A 14,954-nucleotide genomic window follows, 5' to 3' on the forward strand; every position below is an offset into this window, starting at 1 on the left:
ATTTTTTGATGATATATGAACAACTGCTCACTTTTAAATTTAAAAGATATTCATTTTCTCTCAGGTCTATGGTTTGGATCATTCCAGAAAGGACATAAAGGATGAACGGGCACAGGGCGAGATTGTTTACAATCAAAAATATGGACTGTACCGACTGTGCTTTAAAGATTGAAAAGGCAGTTTCCAAGCTCCCCGGGGTCAAACTGGCTGAGGTGTCCTTTGTCACTTCAAAACTTAAGGTAGTATCTGAGACTCCTCAGCTTAATGATCAGGCAATAATCAAAACCATCAAAGACTTGGGTTACTCTGCGCAGACTGAGGAATCATTTAAGACCATAACTTTCCATATAGAGGGTATGGATTGTCCTGATGAGTCTGAAATCATCAAAAGAAGATGAAGTCTTTAACGGGAATTAATAATTTTGAGATTTACCTTATGAGTGGTCAACTCAAAGTATCCTACGAACCTTCTCTCATTTCTGTCCAGGACCTGATTAAGGCTATTGCCGAAACCGGGATGAAGGCTTCCTCAACAAGAGAGAAAAAAGGAGAAGCAAAGGCCTGGTGGAAAGAAAAGCGGATGACCTTCCTTTTTGCCTGTGGCTCCCTGACCGTATTGGCCTTTCTCCTGGGTAAATTTGGGGTAGCCGAAAGGATAACCCATATCTTCTATATCGCAGCTATTATCATCGGGGGTTACTATCCAGCAAAGGCCGGCCTCTCCGCTATAAGAACTCTGACTATGAATATAAATGCCCTCCTGATCGTTGCCACCATAGGAGCCGTTGGTCTTGATCTGTGGGAAGAGGCTGCAGTTCTGGTCTTTGTCTACTCCTTGGGAAACGTTCTGGAGGCTTATGCAGTGAATAAAGCAAGGGGAGCAATTAGAGCCTTAATGGAGCTTGTTCCCAAAGAAGCACTGGTACGAAGAAACGGAAATGAAATTGTTTTGCCCACAGATGAGATTGGCCTTGGAGATGTAGTTATCATTCGTCCCGGAGAGAAGATCCCAGTAGACGGCAGGGTAATTTCTGGTTCCTCCTTTGTCGATCAAGCTCCGATTACGGGCGAATCTATACCCGTGGAGAAAAAAACCGGGGGATGAGGTCTTTGCGGGAGCGATCAACCAAAGGGGCTCTCTTGAAGTAGAGGTAACCAAGAAGTCCTCTGATACCACCCTTGCCAGGATTATCCATTCCGTGGAAGAGGCCCAGGCGAAAAAATCTTCTTACCAGCGCTTCGGGGAGAGGTTTGGCAAATACTATACTCCCGCAATGTTTATATTGGGTGTGGGGGTGGCCATCATCCCACCTTTATTTTTTGGGGGAGAATGGACAGCCTGGTTTTACCGGGCCCTGGTAGTCTTTGTGGTCTCCTGCTCTTGCGGGCTGGCCCTATCTGTACCTGTAACAGTGGTGGCAGCCATCGGCAATGCGGCTCGAAATGGAGTCGTGTTTAAGGGGGGAGCTTATTTGGAGGTCGCTGAAAAACTAAGGGCCATTGCTTTTGACAAAACGGGGACCCTTACCATTGGAAGGCCTACGGTTACTGATATTTTGCCGTTGAATAATTTGGATACAGAAAAATTATTGGCATTAGCAGGTGCGGTGGAATTCCGCTCTGAACATCCCTTAGCCGAGGCCATTGTCAGGCGCGCCAATGAAGCAAGTGCTCTTATAGTGATTGTCAACGGGTTAAGGCTATTGAAATGAAAGTGTAGGGTTAATCCTCATCAGGTGATGTTCGCCGGTCGATCCTCTCAAGATTCTACTTTTGGCCCCTTGACAGGTCTGCTATATTGTAGTATAGGAATGGGGGGCATACTCATAATACGGACAGTATGGTGGCGACATGATCCAGAGGATGAGTCATCGTTCCCCCTGGAGAGGATCCGATTTAAACAGATTTGATAAGGCTCTGCACCAGCTCTATTAGAGATCAAGGCTTTGATATGAACATGGTGAGAGGAACAGAATAATGAAAGGAAGAGAGAAGAGTAAGCAAATAGTGCTGCAAATCGAAGGCATGAGCTGCGCCTGAGATGCCTTGATGGGGTGCCTTAGGAGTGAACCTATCTTTTTTCTGTTTGACAGTCAACTAATAAATGGGAGACACAACCAGGTGAGCAAAGGAGGCTTGCTGTGCCAAAAGATCCTGTCTGCGGTATGGACGTCGCGGAGGAAGAAGCGGCCGCCACGTCCGTCTATAACGGTACGATTTACTATTTCTGCGCGGTCGGTTGCAAGGAGAAGTTTGATGCTGACCCTGCGGCCATCCTGAAGTCGGCGCGGAGGCGGGTGCCGATGCCGGGGGCTCAAGGGATGGCAAAAGATCCGATTTGCGGCATGGTCGTGGACAAGGCTACGGCGCTGAAGACGGAAATCGCGGGCCGGACATATTATTTCTGCAGCGAGAGCTGCAAACGGACTTTTGAATCTCCGGAGCAAGAGCTCAAGAGCCTCAAGCGGCGGGTCACCATCGCTCTCACGGGTGTGGTCATCCTGGCTATCTTACGGGCCGGGGTCTTCCTCGGGCTGGCGGGCGGCGCCATGGTCGTCACCTGGGCTCCGATCGCCTGGCTCCCCTGGTTCACCTGGGGGGCCTGGATGATGATCCTGGTCACACCGGTGCAGTTCATCGGCGGCTGGAGTTTCTATAAAGGGGCCTTTCAAGCCATCAAGAGCCGCTCCATCAATATGGACTTTCTGATTGCGCTGGGCACATCTGTGGCGTACTTCTTCAGCGTCGCGGTCGTCTTCTTCCCCTGGGTCTTGCCCGTGGCCGTGGCCGAGCGGGAGGTGTATTTCGAGGTCTCAGCCGTGATCATCGCCTTTGTTCTGTTGGGCAAATACATGGAGGAGATCATAAAGAAGAGGAGCTCAGCCGCCGTGCGTAAGTTGATGGACCTGCGTCCGGCCACAGCCCGGGTGATCCGCGGGGGCCAGGAGGTGGAAGTGCCTGCGGAGTTCATTATGGTGGGCGAGACCGTCGCCGTCCGTCCGGGCGAGAAGATCCCCACCGACGGTGAGGTCATCGAAGGGTCTTCTGCCATAGACGAGGCGATGGTCACCGGGGAGAGTCTGCCGGTCGAGAAGCAGCCTGGGGACTTAGTCATCGGTGGGACGCTCAACAAGCATGGGGCTTTCAAATTCCGGGCGACGCGTGTGGGCGCGGAAACGACGCTCAATCAGATCATCAAGTTAGTGGAAGAAGCTCAGACCTCCACCGCCCCGATCCAGCGGATCGCCGACCGGGTCACGGCATACTTCGTCCCAGTGGTGGTGGGCATCGCTGTGCTGAGCTTGGTCGGCTGGTGGCTGGCGGGCAACTTCCCGCTGGGGCTACTCTCCTTCATCGCGGTGCTGATCATCTCCTGTCCCTGCGCGCTGGGCATCGCGACGCCGGCGGCCCTGATGGTCGGCGTGGGCAAGGGGGCCGAGGCCGGGATTTTGATCCGGGGGGCGGAGTATCTCGAGCGGGCCCAGAAGTTGACGACCGTGGTGTTTGACAAGACCGGCACCCTGACGCGGGGCGAGCCCTCCGTGACTGATGTGATGCCTCTCACCTCAGGTCTAACGGCGGACGAGCTGTTGCGCTGGGCAGCAGCAGCGGAGAAAGGCTCGGAGCATCCACTGGGCCAGGCGATCGTGCGTCATACCCAAATGCGCTTGCTATCAATCCCGGATCCCGAGCACTTTGAAGCCGTGGCCGGGCAGGGGGTGTGTGTGCAAGTCCAGGGCCGGGTAGTCTTGCTGGGCAATCGTCGTCTGATGAGCGCTCACGGAATTCCCCTAGACGCCGCGACGGAAGCGCGGATCGTCCAGCTTGAAGAGGCCGGGAAGACCGCCATGTTGCTCTCCATGGACGGGGCATTGGCTGGGATAATCGCGGTGGCGGACACCCGCAAGGGGCACGCGGCTGAGGCCGTGGTCATGCTGAGGCGAGAGCGTATTGAAGTAGTAATGTTGACGGGCGACAACGAGCGAACGGCGCGGGCGATTGCACGCCAGGTGGGCATCGAGAAGGTGATCGCCAACGTTCTGCCGGGCGATAAGGCCAAAGAGATCCAGAAGCTCAAAGATGCCGGTCAAGTGGTAGCGATGGTTGGCGACGGGATCAACGACGCGCCGGCGCTGGCTACTGCGGACATTGGCATTGCCATTGGGTCTGGCTCCGATGTGGCGAAAGAGACGGGTGGAATTATCCTCATCAAAGACGAGGTGCGGGATGTGGTCACCAGCATCCGGTTAAGCCGCGCGACGATGCGCAAGATCAAGCAGAATCTCTTCTGGGCGTTCTTCTATAACGCGAGCGCCATCCCAGTGGCTGCCTTCGGCTTGTTGAACCCAATGATCGCTGCGGCGGCCATGGCGCTCTCCAGCCTCTCGGTGGTCGTCAACTCGGCGCTGCTCAAGCGCCTGAGAGTGGGTATAGCATCATGATTTTGGCCGCGATTAAGAGGGGGCGTGGCGTCTTCACTCTTATAAGGAGGAGGACAAGAAATAATGGACAATTATAGTTACGATTACGGATGGTGGGGGGTAGTTGCTTTTAGCGTCCTTTTCTTCGGCCTTTTTGTGCTCAGTTTTCTGGCTCCCCGAAGGAAGGTGGAGTGGCGCTCCTTCGGCGCTTTCACTGCCTTTATTGTGGCCCTCTTCAGTGAAATGTTCGGATTTCCCCTGACTATCTATCCCAAAATGCCTTGACAGGCAGAACAAAGAGGTATAACATAAAATATATGCCCATGGGGAGTATTGGCATAATCTATACAGAAGGGGGTTGATTAAGTGAAGAGGTTTATGGTTCCGCGAGTTGCTCGTTGTAGTGAAGGGTGCTGAATTTGGTCCTGGGCATGACCTTAAACTGCCCAATCCAGGAGTTTTCCGTAAAACAAAGGGGAAGTAGGAGATATTGTCCCAGACTGAGCATAAGATGAGTAACAAACACCTTGTCTTCATGATTCTGTGCTGTCTGATCCCGGTGGCTCTCTTTGTGGGTTTGCTGGTTTTTGGCATACCCATGAGCAGTTTGATTTTCTTTGCCCTGATTCTACTCTGTCCTCTTGCTCATATTTTTCTCATGAGAGGCATGGGGCATGGTGGGCATCATGAGCCTGCTCCGGAGCCGGCAAAAAGAGAGACCGATGTAAACAGGCCTGACGCCTTATAGAGCAGTTGCCACCTTCTTAGAAAGGGAGAAGCTCAGAAATGTATCCAATTCTTTTCCGCATCGGATCTCTTGAAGTAAGGACTTGTGACGACTCTGTCAGCTAAAGCAGGCAGCTTCTCAGTTCAACGGGGTTGCCGTTGCAGCCCCTCCCTGAAGGCTCCGTCCAAGCCTTTGAATATTTATTGCGGCGTTAATGTCTCTATCCAAGAGCAAGCCACAGAAAGGACACCTGTGTATTCTCGTACTAAGAGATTTTTTGACCGTCTCTCCGCAGCCCGAACATCTTTGAGATGTTCCATTGGGGCTAACTTCCCTATACCTTCTCCCAGCGTTTTCAGCTTTGGATTTGAGTATGCTCAGGAACATGCCCCAGGCAGCATCAGAGACACTTTTAGAAAGGTATCTATGGCGAACCATCCCTTTAATATTGAGGTTTTCTGCAAAAAACCCATCATATCTTTGAACAAGAGAGCAGGTCACTTTATGACAAAAATCAAGTCTCTGATTAGTAATTCTTTCATGGGCTTTGGCCACAAGAAGGCGGGCCTTCTTTCTGCGATTAGACCCTTTCTTTCTACGAGACAATCTTCTTTGAGCTTTGGCCAGTTGTCTTTCAGAGCTCCTGAAGTATTTAGGAGCCTCTACCTGTTGTCCATCGCTGGTGGTAAGAAAGGCTTGCAGTCCCATATCAATACCTATTTCCTTCCCGGTTTTGGGCAAAAGTTTCGGTTCAGTTTCGACCACAAAAGAAACATACCACCTGTTGTTTCTACGGGTAATGGAAAGAGTCTTTACTTTACCCTCCATCGACCTGTGCCATTTAACTTTAGGTAGCCAACATTTTGAAGATAAAGGCGATCCTTTTTAATTTCGCACCCATTACCAAGAACACCATAGAATATGGTGTTAAACCTCTCCGCCGATTTAAAACGAGGTTCTCCTGCTTTTTCTCCAGCTTTTATTCTAGCAAAGAAGGCTTTAAAGGCCTTATCCAGCCGCCTCAGGGTTTGTTGGAGAGAACTATAGTTGCAAAAGGCAAGCTGGTGATTCTCTTTCCTCAATTTTGGAAGCAGAGCTGTGGCCTGATCAGTATAGCCAATGCCTTTACCAGTCTGTTGGTAAAGCTCTTTTCTCTGAGCAAGAGCTTGATTGTAAAGATATCGGTGTCCCTCAAGTTGAAAGGCAAGGGAGCCAGTCTGTTTTTTACCTAGAAAATAGGCCTTCAATCATGCAGCAGCCTCCAAGGGTTCGAGGGTCACTTTATAGCCCATATTTTCATGGTTCACGGGTGATGGCCCCATCATGGCGAATTAGTTGGATAAAGCCTGTATTTGAAGACTTTTATCATCTACTGACCTTTCCGACTGGCAACCTAATTTTTGACTGCCCTATCCCTAGCAAATTCCACCGTTCCAACATAATAGCCTCTCGGCCAAAGGGTAGGCAGTTTCTTTCTCAAATGCTCCTACCTATTAGGCAGCTCCGGAGAAGTAAAGTCCTCAAATTCCTGGACAGTGTAATGAACTGGCAAAGTCGTTTTGCTCAAGACCAAGATGGGAATGTGGTCAGAGCTAATCTCAAGTGCCCCAACCCTCACCCTATCTGATTAACCTTTGGTCTGATAAGATCTTCAAGGGCGGTAGTGACATCACCAACCAGAGCCTGTTGGCGATATTTCGGACACCATAGCAGGTGGTAGGTAATGTTATAAACATAGCTAATAAAAGTTCATATCTACCATTCATCATATACATAAATATATCATATTGTCTGGCAAACCGTCAAGGCAAATATTTAAAGAAAGGAGGCTACGCAATTCCCCTGACGACTAAAGTCGTCAGGGGAATTGCGTGATTCTTTTATGGAAAGCCTACCAACCTCCCCTGGGCCATTACTTTTAATGGTCCTCTGAGCCTGGCTGATACCACTCTGACTTGAGCCTGATTCTTGTAGGACTGAGTTCTACCCCTTGTCTTTCGAAATCTCCCGCTCCAATTTTGGATATTGACAAGGATACATACGATATCGATAATAAGACTGTGGAATTCAATGACTTATTGACGAACGAAGAAGAGTTCGCTAAGTTTGTGGAAGATCACGATATGGCCGGATACTGGGATGAATTTGAAGATGTACCCGAGATGAAAATTGGTCTGCCCAAGGGAAGAGAGACGCGCCAGTTGAATGAGTATTGAGCAAGTCCCCAAGACGCGGATGGCCAGTCTTCCGATATTTCAGCAAGGACAAGGTCTTCTACATCCAGTATTCCAGATATAGAGAATATCAAAACTTGTTGCTGTCGCTATAACGAAGCGGCAAAATTTGGTGTTAGCCCACAATCGATATTGTGCGCCGTTTACTGGCCAAGCCCCAGCCGACGCCGCATTTCTTCGCTGGATATTCCGCCCTCTGCTTGCTGGCGTGCACGTGACCGCTCAATGAGAGCAAGAAATTGAGGATTGGTACTCAATGAGACGGTCTCCATATCTGCATTTTCAATCGCCACGACAGCAGCTATCGGCTTCCCCTTGACTGTGACCACAATTGGCTCCAGGCCTACCTGGCGTGCGTACTCAGCCAGGCTAGCAGTTGCCTGTGTCATTTCTACTGTTTTCATAGCTCAATCACCTCACCCCCAATACGGACTCGATTACGTTCCTTAACGCCCACTGCTCTGACGGACACTGTTGGATCGGTTTCTCCCTCTACTTCATAGTATACACGCAAATTGCCAATGCGGAGCTCCCAGGGAGCCAATGGATTGGGGCGCATCGGCTTACGATTTCTCGTTTCAACCGTTGGCTCGTGTAACAGTTGTTTGTCCACAGCATCTAACACAATCGCTTGCTGTCTGGCTGGCAGTGTACGCAGATGCTCTTCTGCTTCAGGCGAATACTCGATATGGTACGGCAATCCCGTGAACTCCTCGCACATACGTTGGCCAGTCGGCCCATGGCGCTTGTTATGATATTACCTTTTCTTTCTATAGTATGACAATCGGTGAAATTAGGACTGACTATATGTAATGCAACCCCTGTTGTCAAGCGGGAAAAAGTAAAGGGTGCCTCCAAATGTTATCCATGAGGAGGTAGGCCCAGGGGTTCTATTTGATCTCTTCATACTCCTGGTAAGAATGAGGTAAAATTAACGGGAGCGTGTGCTCTGAGGAAAAAAGAAGTGAAATCAGTCTGACCTCAATCAGAAAAAGGAGAGCAAAATGGCAGAGTTGATCACTGTAATTTACGGATCCACTTTTATGATTTCCGATTCTTCCGGAGATGTGGTTAGGGATGCCGGTCAGGGACTCTTCTTTGAGGATAGCCGTTTCCTCTCCCGGCTGGAGTTAAAGTTGAACGGAAGTCCGCTGAGGCTGCTTTCCTCCCAGGTCGTCGACCCTTTCTCTGCCCGGTTCTATCTTTCTAACCCCGAACTTCCCATGGATAGTTCGAATGAACCCGCTGCTGCCATTCCGGTCGACTCTTTGGTTATGGTGCGGGACCGATTTGTGGGTGATGGTCTACATGAGGATTTCACGATTACCAGTTACGGCAAAGAACCGGTAAGGCTTACTCTGGATCTTCTGCTTGAAGCAGATTTCGCCCATATTTTTCAGGTCAAGACGGCTCCACATCTTCGCCATAATGGTGCCCAAAAGTATATCTTATGTGAGGAAAATTGGGTTGAGTTTGCTTCTCAAGAGGGGGACCGCCCTCGTCGATGCCATCTCTCCTTTTCTCAGACTGCTGTTTTGTCTCCGTCTGGGGCCTCTTTTTCCTTTATTCTTCAGCCTCGGGAATCCTGGCACACCTGTTTGAATGTATACACCCTGGTGGGCGAAGAAGAAAGACCTCCTCGCTGGGGCTGTGATCACTTCGGAAAGGAAAAAGTGTCTTCAAGTCTGGCTCTCCAACAGTGGTTGAATTCAATTCCCAGACTCTTCAGCGACTGTGACGCTCTCAACTACCTCTACAGGCAGAGCGCTGCAGATCTGGCCACACTGCGGATCTTCGAGGATGAAGTCGGGGGCCTGGCGATACCCGCAGCAGGCAGCCCCTGGTTCATGGCCGTCTTCGGTCGGGACAGTTTGATCACCGGTTACCAGAGCCTGATATTGAGTTCCCAGATGGCGCTGGGAGCTCTGACAGGTCTGGCCAGATATCAGGGGCAACAGACAGAGGAGTCCTCAGAAGAGGAGCCAGGAAAGATCCCCCATGAGATCCGGCACAGAGGATTTACTTATTTTGGGGGAGGTCCCCGAGAGGTATACTACGGCACCGTAGATGCCACTCCTCTCTTTCTGGTTCTTCTGAGTGAGATGTATCGGTGGGGAATAGATCAGCGGATAATCCAGGAGTTCTTGCCTCAAGTGGAGTCTGCCTTAAGGTGGATAGAGGAGTGGGGTGATAAAGATGGGGACGGCTATGTGGAGTACAGTACTGCAAGAGTCGGCATGTTGCGGAACAATGGATGGAAGGATTCCGATGACGCTATTCAGTTTGCTGATGGCAAGGTGGCCGAGGGGCCCATCGCTCTCTGTGAAGTACAGGGCTATGTCTACGATGCCTGGCTGCGTATGGCAGAATTGTGGGAGGACTTTGGCAGGCCGCAAGAGGCAGCCCGGCTTCGGGCCAAAGCGGCCAGTCTAAAGAGACGTTTCAACTTAGATTTCTGGATATCGGATAAGAATGGGAAAGGCTTCTTTGCTCTAGCCCTGGATGGAGATAAAAACAAGGTGGACGCCCTCGCCTCTAATATGGGTCACCTTCTATAGAGCGGGATTGTGGAGGAAGACAAAGCGCCGCTGCTTGCTGCCACCCTGGTGAGTGAGGAACTGTTCAGTGGCTGGGGTGTGCGCACTTTGGGGCTTTCCTGTCGAGGCTACAATCCGGTCTCTTATCACAACGGCAGCATCTGGCCTCACGATAACATTCTGACCGTGTGGGGGTTGAGAAAATACGGTTTTATGGATGAAGCCCAAAAGATACTGGCCGCTTTGCTGGATGCTTCTTCTTTTTTCGATTACCGCCTGCCTGAGTTATTTGTGGGAATGGAGCGCCAGGAGCATAATTTTCCCGTGAAATACCCTACCAGTTGCAGTCCTCAGGCCTGGGCTGCGGGAGCCACCCTTCTTTTTATCCGAAGTCTTCTGGGTCTGGAGCCTAATCTACCTCAAGGCAAGCTCATTCTTGCCCCTGTGTTGCCCAGCGGGATAACCTCTCTTCGTTTGGAGGGAGTTCCTATGGGCTCCTCCAGGCTGAGTCTGGAGGTGAGAGATGGTAAGGTTAAATTGCTGAAAGCTCCTCCCAGGTTAGAGATAGTGCTAGAAGAGAAAAGCTAATTATTCTAGCTCACCGTTTTGGATCTGGTTGTGGATCATCTGTTTGTTAATATCAGTGTACTCGCCCAAGATCCTCCTTTTGAGCCTTTGACAGATCTGCTATATTAGGTATGGAGGTAGGGGGCATAGCCGTAAAAGGGCAGTACCAGGGTAGTATCTTCCAGTATAAGTGTCATGATCAACGACTTGCGGACATTCTTTGTCACTAACGAGGTTGTTGTCTTGTCGGTCTGCGGCCAGGTATTCTTTGTCTTGGGCCTGGCCATCGCTCTGCAATCGCGCCGCTACAGTCGTCTGGAACTGGCACGTTCGCTCCCCTTTCTGGCAGCTTTTGGCATTAGTCACGGGTTGCACGAGTGGGGGTTAATTTTCATCCCTATCCAGGCTACCTACCTGTCGGAGCTTTACGTCCGGATGTTGCAAGTGGCCCAGGTGCTCCTGGTGGCTCTCTCCTTTGCTTGCCTGTTCCAATTCGGGATGGCCCTCCTGGCACCGACCGGCCGGAGGCTATGGTTAAAAGCTTTACCGGCACTTGTGCTGCTGGGTTGGACGTTGGGACCGTTTGTGATTGGGTTGTCTCTAGCATCGGACCTGGCGACCTGGCAGCGAAACGCGGCTATCTGGGCGGGCTATATTCTGGGCTTTCCCGGGAGCCTCGTAGCGGCCTATGGTCTGCGCCGATATACCTTAGAATGCATCGCACCCTTGCGTCTTCCGCACATCGTACGTACGCTGCGCATCGCTGGCCTGGCGCTAGGAGCGTATGCCGTAGTGGGTGGGTTAGTTGGGCCGCCGGGGTCCTTCTTCCCGGCGACGTGGCTCAATGAAGAGGTCTTGCTCCGTGCTTTGGGCGTGCCGGTGGAGGTGTTACGCTCTTTGGTCGGGCTGGTACTCACGGTAGCGATGATACGTGCTCTGGAAGTGTTCGAGGTGGAACTGGACCAGCGCATCGGGGCAATGCAGTACGCGCAGAGTCTGGCCAATGAGCGGGAGCGCATCGGTCGGGAGCTGCACGATCACACCATGCAGTCGGTATACGCCGCTGGCCTGCTGGTGGAGAAGGCCCGGCGTTGGTTGGGGAACAGCCATCCGACGGCAGTTAGCCTGGACCGCTCGATGGGAGTGCTTGCCGACGCCTTGGTGAATATGCGCCCGCACACCTTACTTCCTGCGTCCGCCCCGGCGGGAGGTGGTGGGGGAGGCGGCAACGGCCGACGAGGCGGTGCAGGTGGTGGAACGTCTGCGGCCCCAAGTGGTGGTGATGGACATCCGTCTGCCGGGCCACAGCGGCATCGATGCCTGCCGGGACATCACAGCCCGCTGGCCCGAGACACGTGTGATCATGCTCACCTCTTACGCAGAGGACAAGCGACTATTTGATGCCATCGCTGCCGGGGCATCTGGGTACGTTCTGAAACAAATTGACAGCGACGACCTGGTACGGGCTATCGAGAGAGTAGGGCGCGGCGAAGCAGTGCTGGATCCCACACTCACGCCCAAGGTACTGCAGCGAGTACGGGAGGCGGAGCACTCAAGACCCGAAACAGCTTTTCGGGTCCTGACGGAGCGGGAGCTGGAGATTCTGGCCCGGCTTGCTGAGGGCAAGACCAATCGGGAGATCGCCCAGGAGCTGTTTCTCAGTCACAAAGCAGTTCGTAACTACGTGAGCACTGTCCTGCAAAAGCTGGGCATGGCCAACCGCACCGAAGCCGCGGCCTATGCTATCCACCACCACCTCGACGAGTACCTGTCGAAAGACTGAAACATGGGCTGGGTGTGGGATTGAGGCCCCAGTTATTTGTCTACGTGGCCCGACTACTCGAAGCGCTCGAAGAAGGGCGGAAGGTGCCCACCAGGCCCAAGGCGATCAGGATGAGGGTCCAGGTGAAGATCCCCTGAAAGTTGACCTCCTTGTCCTTCCACCGACTATGCAGTACGACCCAGGCCACTAGCCAGATCAGTATCGCCAGGGTGGTTTTACCGGATAGCGCCCCGGCAGGCTTGTAGAAATTGAGGAACTCCTTAATCGTAACTTTTAAGCAGGGAGCCCTCCATCATGGGGCTCAATTTCAAGACCTTTTGCTCCAACTGAGCCCTTTCTTGGGAGAGCCGGCTGACCCTCTGGCGAATCTGACTGTCATCTATCTGAAATATATTGTTTTCTTTCACATCTCAGATTATAAGCCTAAAGAAAAGGCCCCTCTCAACCATTTTGTCAGAATGGCCCCAAAGGGCCTCTTTAGCAGGAGAATTTAGCTTAATCCGAAACTACTGCACCTCTGCAACAAACCCGTTAACGCTTGTACCTGGGGTAATTTAGTGATAAATAATAAGCCACGGGAAAAACATGGCAAAAACTCCGGCAAGAATTACACCGATGGTAAAAATTATATGTTTTGCCAATGAATTTTCTGTGGGTTCTTTAAAAAAGCCCAGATAAAAAGATAGAAGAAGTACTACCACAAACACAATGGTCATGAGAATGCCCTTTGCTACCCAATGGTGCCATAATATGGCACCAAGGAAAGCTTTAAAAGCGGGAAAGATGATTGCCAGAATGGTTATCGCTACCACGAACCCGATAGCAATGTTAGTAGCAAAAAGCGCTGAGATTGGAAGCTTCGCTTTTTCACCCTCCATGTTATCTCCTTTCATTCTATTCATTCTATTAGTCCTAGCCTTCCTGTTTTAGCAACAATGACACCCGTGATTGCCATAAGAGCCGCCAGAAGGAGCAGAAGAAGAACGAGGATTAAAACAAGACGCCTCAGTCCACTTTCTTTAGCAACTCGGTCACCCACTTTGGAAAGTATGGTGGCGATAGAAAACCCCACAAATGGCAAAAAGAGGAAGGCATGCTCTTTCCACTCCATAATAATCTCATGAGCCCAGGGAAACGGACCGCCTTTGATAAGTTCTTTGACCGGTCCATAAGGCACCCTATAGAGATAGCCACCCACCAGCCAAGTTATAATTAGGAAAACTGTGCCTACAAAAGAGGCGCCTTGTAGCCTGGTAATATTAGCTCTTTCGCCAGCAACAACAAGCTCAATAAATACCCATAGGAAAGCAAGAATTACTATATATCCAGAAAAAACATGCGCACCTGATATGATTGCGTGGAAAATATCCTCCATATTTCCTCCTTTCCGCCTTGTGGCTTTTAAAGTTGTCCGGGACAATAATAATCCGCTCCCCCGTATTCTTCTTTCTCACCTCCCTTCTGCTCCTTTATTCTCTGCAAGAGCCATCACCTGACTTTTTCTCTCCCAACTATAGCCTCGCAGCTTATTTCTGAGTAGAGTCGCCTGTCCTCTATTCGTAGGGACATATGTCACAAATTTCCAGAGAGTAGGAAAATCGCTGGGAAATGGTCGATCCTCCCAGGATTCTACTTTTGGGCTCTTGACAGGTCGGCTACCCTAGATTATAGGAGTGGGGGGCATATCCATACTGCAAACGTATGATGGCGATATCACCGAGAGGATAAATTGTCGCTATCGTGGAGAGGGTCGGATTTATGCAGACTGGATAACCCCCTGGACCAGCTCTATTGGGAATTTAATAAGGGAGAAAAAGGATGAAGGTCACAGACCCTGTATGTAAGATGGTCATTGATGATAAGGATGCTGTTGCCACATCCACATACAAAGGCATCACTTATTATTTCTGTTCAAAGGCATGCAAAGAAGACTTTGATAAAAATCCAGAATCTTTTATTAGCCGCATGCCGAAGATGGAGGAGATGATTGCAGCCATTGCGGAAAAGGGATCTGAACATCCACTGGCTGAGGCCATAATAAAAAGGGCAAATATGATGGGACTGAGCAGGCCCGATTATGAAACATTTGAGGCTATTCCGGGACATGGCGTTATGGTGGTGTACGAAGGCAAGGAGATTTTAATCGGCAATAGAAGACTTATGAAAGACAGAGGCATACCATACGAAAATAAAGAGGCAATCATCTCTGACCTTGAAGAAAAGGGAAATACGGTGATGATTGTTGCCAGAGAAAAGAAGCTCATGGGATTCATTGCAGTGGCAGACACACTGAAAGAAAATGCTGGGGATGTTATAAAAGGGCTAAAGACATTATGAAGATGTCGTTTAATCAGGTAAGCAACCTTCTTCACGGGCTCCAGACGACTGTGAGTAGCCCACCAAAACCATCTTCTCCAATATTGGGTAGCCTCCTCTCGACTCGGGCAGTCCCAAAGACGCCTAAGGTTCTCCTTGATGGCCCAGGCCCGCCCTACCTTGAGATCCAGGCTCTTGAGACGCTCAAATTCTTCCTTACGCCTCAGGGGGATATTTTCTTGCCCATAAAGCCAAAGATACTTGGTTCCCTTGAGGGTCTCATCCCCTTGTTTCTTCAAGAGTTGGTGCTCTTGCTTACGAACTGTATCTACCGCTTCGGCCATGTGGCTCAGGATATGAAATCGGTCG

Annotated in this window: 19 protein-coding genes and 2 pseudogenes; 13 read left to right on the forward strand and 8 right to left on the reverse strand. The window is 50.7% G+C overall.

The genetic code is table 11. The features are described from left to right. The first annotated feature begins 101 nt into the window (after positions 1–101). From HW443_RS05445 to HW443_RS05470, 6 genes are all read left to right on the forward strand, one after another. Positions 102–398: a heavy-metal-associated domain-containing protein gene (locus tag HW443_RS05445; protein WP_176237966.1), complete on the forward strand. Its 297-nt coding sequence runs from the start codon at positions 102–104 to the stop codon at positions 396–398. Continuing rightward, entirely contained in the window at positions 395–1,105 is a 711-nt protein-coding gene (locus HW443_RS05450; protein WP_176237967.1) for an HAD-IC family P-type ATPase, read from the forward strand. The genes HW443_RS05445 and HW443_RS05450 overlap by 4 nt, the downstream gene beginning before the upstream one ends. Then, entirely contained in the window at positions 1,044–1,712 is a 669-nt protein-coding gene (locus tag HW443_RS05455) for an HAD-IC family P-type ATPase (RefSeq protein WP_258190458.1), read from the forward strand. The genes HW443_RS05450 and HW443_RS05455 overlap by 62 nt, the downstream gene beginning before the upstream one ends. 429 nt (positions 1,713–2,141) lie before the next feature. Beyond that, positions 2,142–4,442 carry a heavy metal translocating P-type ATPase gene (locus tag HW443_RS05460; RefSeq protein ID WP_176237969.1) on the forward strand — a complete coding sequence of 767 codons (2,301 nt, stop codon included), beginning with the start codon at positions 2,142–2,144 and terminating at the stop codon, positions 4,440–4,442. A 63-nt stretch (positions 4,443–4,505) separates the two neighbouring features. Continuing rightward, positions 4,506–4,706: a hypothetical protein gene (locus HW443_RS05465; protein WP_176235798.1), complete on the forward strand. Its 201-nt coding sequence runs from the start codon at positions 4,506–4,508 to the stop codon at positions 4,704–4,706. A gap of 205 nt (positions 4,707–4,911) precedes the next feature. Then, positions 4,912–5,169: a DUF2933 domain-containing protein gene (locus tag HW443_RS05470; protein ID WP_176235797.1), complete on the forward strand. Its 258-nt coding sequence runs from the start codon at positions 4,912–4,914 to the stop codon at positions 5,167–5,169. A gap of 117 nt (positions 5,170–5,286) precedes the next feature. Here the strand turns inward: HW443_RS05470 and HW443_RS05475 are convergent, their stop codons facing one another. The 3 genes from HW443_RS05475 to HW443_RS13885 all read right to left on the reverse strand — a co-directional run bounded on the left by HW443_RS05475 (position 5,287) and on the right by HW443_RS13885 (position 6,891). After that, positions 5,287–5,976: an RNA-guided endonuclease InsQ/TnpB family protein gene (locus HW443_RS05475; RefSeq protein ID WP_176237970.1), complete on the reverse strand. Its 690-nt coding sequence runs from the start codon at positions 5,974–5,976 to the stop codon at positions 5,287–5,289. Continuing rightward, a complete protein-coding gene (locus HW443_RS05480; RefSeq protein WP_176237971.1) occupies positions 5,961–6,395 on the reverse strand; it encodes a helix-turn-helix domain-containing protein in 435 nt (144 codons plus the stop codon). Before HW443_RS05480 ends, HW443_RS05475 begins: the two co-directional genes overlap by 16 nt. A 367-nt stretch (positions 6,396–6,762) precedes the next feature. Further along, entirely contained in the window at positions 6,763–6,891 is a 129-nt protein-coding gene (locus HW443_RS13885) for a transposase (RefSeq protein ID WP_176235847.1), read from the reverse strand. Between the two features lie 335 nt (positions 6,892–7,226). On the opposite strand from HW443_RS13885, the gene HW443_RS05490 reads away from it, so the two are divergent. Next, on the forward strand, positions 7,227–7,364 hold the full coding sequence (locus tag HW443_RS05490) for a hypothetical protein (RefSeq protein ID WP_176235846.1): 138 nt from the start codon (positions 7,227–7,229) through the stop codon (positions 7,362–7,364). Between the two features lie 161 nt (positions 7,365–7,525). Here the strand turns inward: HW443_RS05490 and HW443_RS05495 are convergent, their stop codons facing one another. After that, a complete protein-coding gene (locus HW443_RS05495; protein WP_176235845.1) occupies positions 7,526–7,786 on the reverse strand; it encodes a type II toxin-antitoxin system Phd/YefM family antitoxin in 261 nt (86 codons plus the stop codon). Beyond that, on the reverse strand, positions 7,783–8,082 hold the full coding sequence (locus HW443_RS05500; protein ID WP_176237972.1) for a type II toxin-antitoxin system RelE family toxin: 300 nt from the start codon (positions 8,080–8,082) through the stop codon (positions 7,783–7,785). Before HW443_RS05500 ends, HW443_RS05495 begins: the two co-directional genes overlap by 4 nt. Before the next feature lie 304 nt (positions 8,083–8,386). Between HW443_RS05500 and HW443_RS05505 the strand changes: the two genes are divergently transcribed. The 5 genes and pseudogenes from HW443_RS05505 to HW443_RS13305 all read left to right on the forward strand — a co-directional run bounded on the left by HW443_RS05505 (position 8,387) and on the right by HW443_RS13305 (position 12,406). Continuing rightward, positions 8,387–9,940, forward strand: a complete 1,554-nt coding sequence (locus HW443_RS05505; RefSeq protein WP_176235843.1) for an amylo-alpha-1,6-glucosidase — start codon at positions 8,387–8,389, stop codon at positions 9,938–9,940. Positions 9,941–9,949: 9 nt separating this feature from the next. Next, positions 9,950–10,507 carry an amylo-alpha-1,6-glucosidase gene (locus HW443_RS05510; protein ID WP_176231681.1) on the forward strand — a complete coding sequence of 186 codons (558 nt, stop codon included), beginning with the start codon at positions 9,950–9,952 and terminating at the stop codon, positions 10,505–10,507. 957 nt (positions 10,508–11,464) lie between these two features. Next, positions 11,465–11,647: pseudogene (locus HW443_RS13655) on the forward strand (histidine kinase); the annotation flags it as partial. 91 nt (positions 11,648–11,738) lie between these two features. Then, complete coding sequence (locus HW443_RS05515; RefSeq protein ID WP_258190461.1) at positions 11,739–12,269, forward strand: LuxR C-terminal-related transcriptional regulator; 531 nt, start codon at positions 11,739–11,741, stop codon at positions 12,267–12,269. A gap of 14 nt (positions 12,270–12,283) precedes the next feature. After that, positions 12,284–12,406 (forward strand): hypothetical protein, encoded by a 123-nt coding sequence (locus tag HW443_RS13305; RefSeq protein WP_258189875.1) that lies wholly within the window; start codon positions 12,284–12,286, stop codon positions 12,404–12,406. Positions 12,407–12,823: 417 nt separating this feature from the next. Here HW443_RS13305 and HW443_RS05520 read toward each other — a convergent pair whose 3' ends face one another. Then, a complete protein-coding gene (locus HW443_RS05520) occupies positions 12,824–13,147 on the reverse strand; it encodes a hypothetical protein (RefSeq protein WP_176231678.1) in 324 nt (107 codons plus the stop codon). A 20-nt stretch (positions 13,148–13,167) separates the two neighbouring features. Then, positions 13,168–13,644, reverse strand: a complete 477-nt coding sequence (locus tag HW443_RS05525; protein ID WP_176231677.1) for a hypothetical protein — start codon at positions 13,642–13,644, stop codon at positions 13,168–13,170. 443 nt (positions 13,645–14,087) lie between these two features. Here HW443_RS05525 and HW443_RS05530 point away from each other — a divergent pair, with 443 nt between their 5' ends. Beyond that, the gene (locus HW443_RS05530; RefSeq protein WP_176237973.1) at positions 14,088–14,606 is read left to right on the forward strand and encodes a YHS domain-containing protein; all 519 of its coding nucleotides are present in this window, start codon (positions 14,088–14,090) and stop codon (positions 14,604–14,606) included. 35 nt (positions 14,607–14,641) lie between these two features. Here HW443_RS05530 and HW443_RS13890 read toward each other — a convergent pair. Beyond that, positions 14,642–14,929 (reverse strand): annotated as a pseudogene (locus tag HW443_RS13890) (transposase); the annotation flags it as partial. Positions 14,930–14,954: the final 25 nt, after the last annotated feature.

The sequence above is a fragment of the Candidatus Hakubella thermalkaliphila genome (genome assembly GCF_013281975.1).
Taxonomy (GTDB): Bacteria; Actinomycetota; Humimicrobiia; order Hakubellales; family Hakubellaceae; genus Hakubella; species Hakubella thermalkaliphila.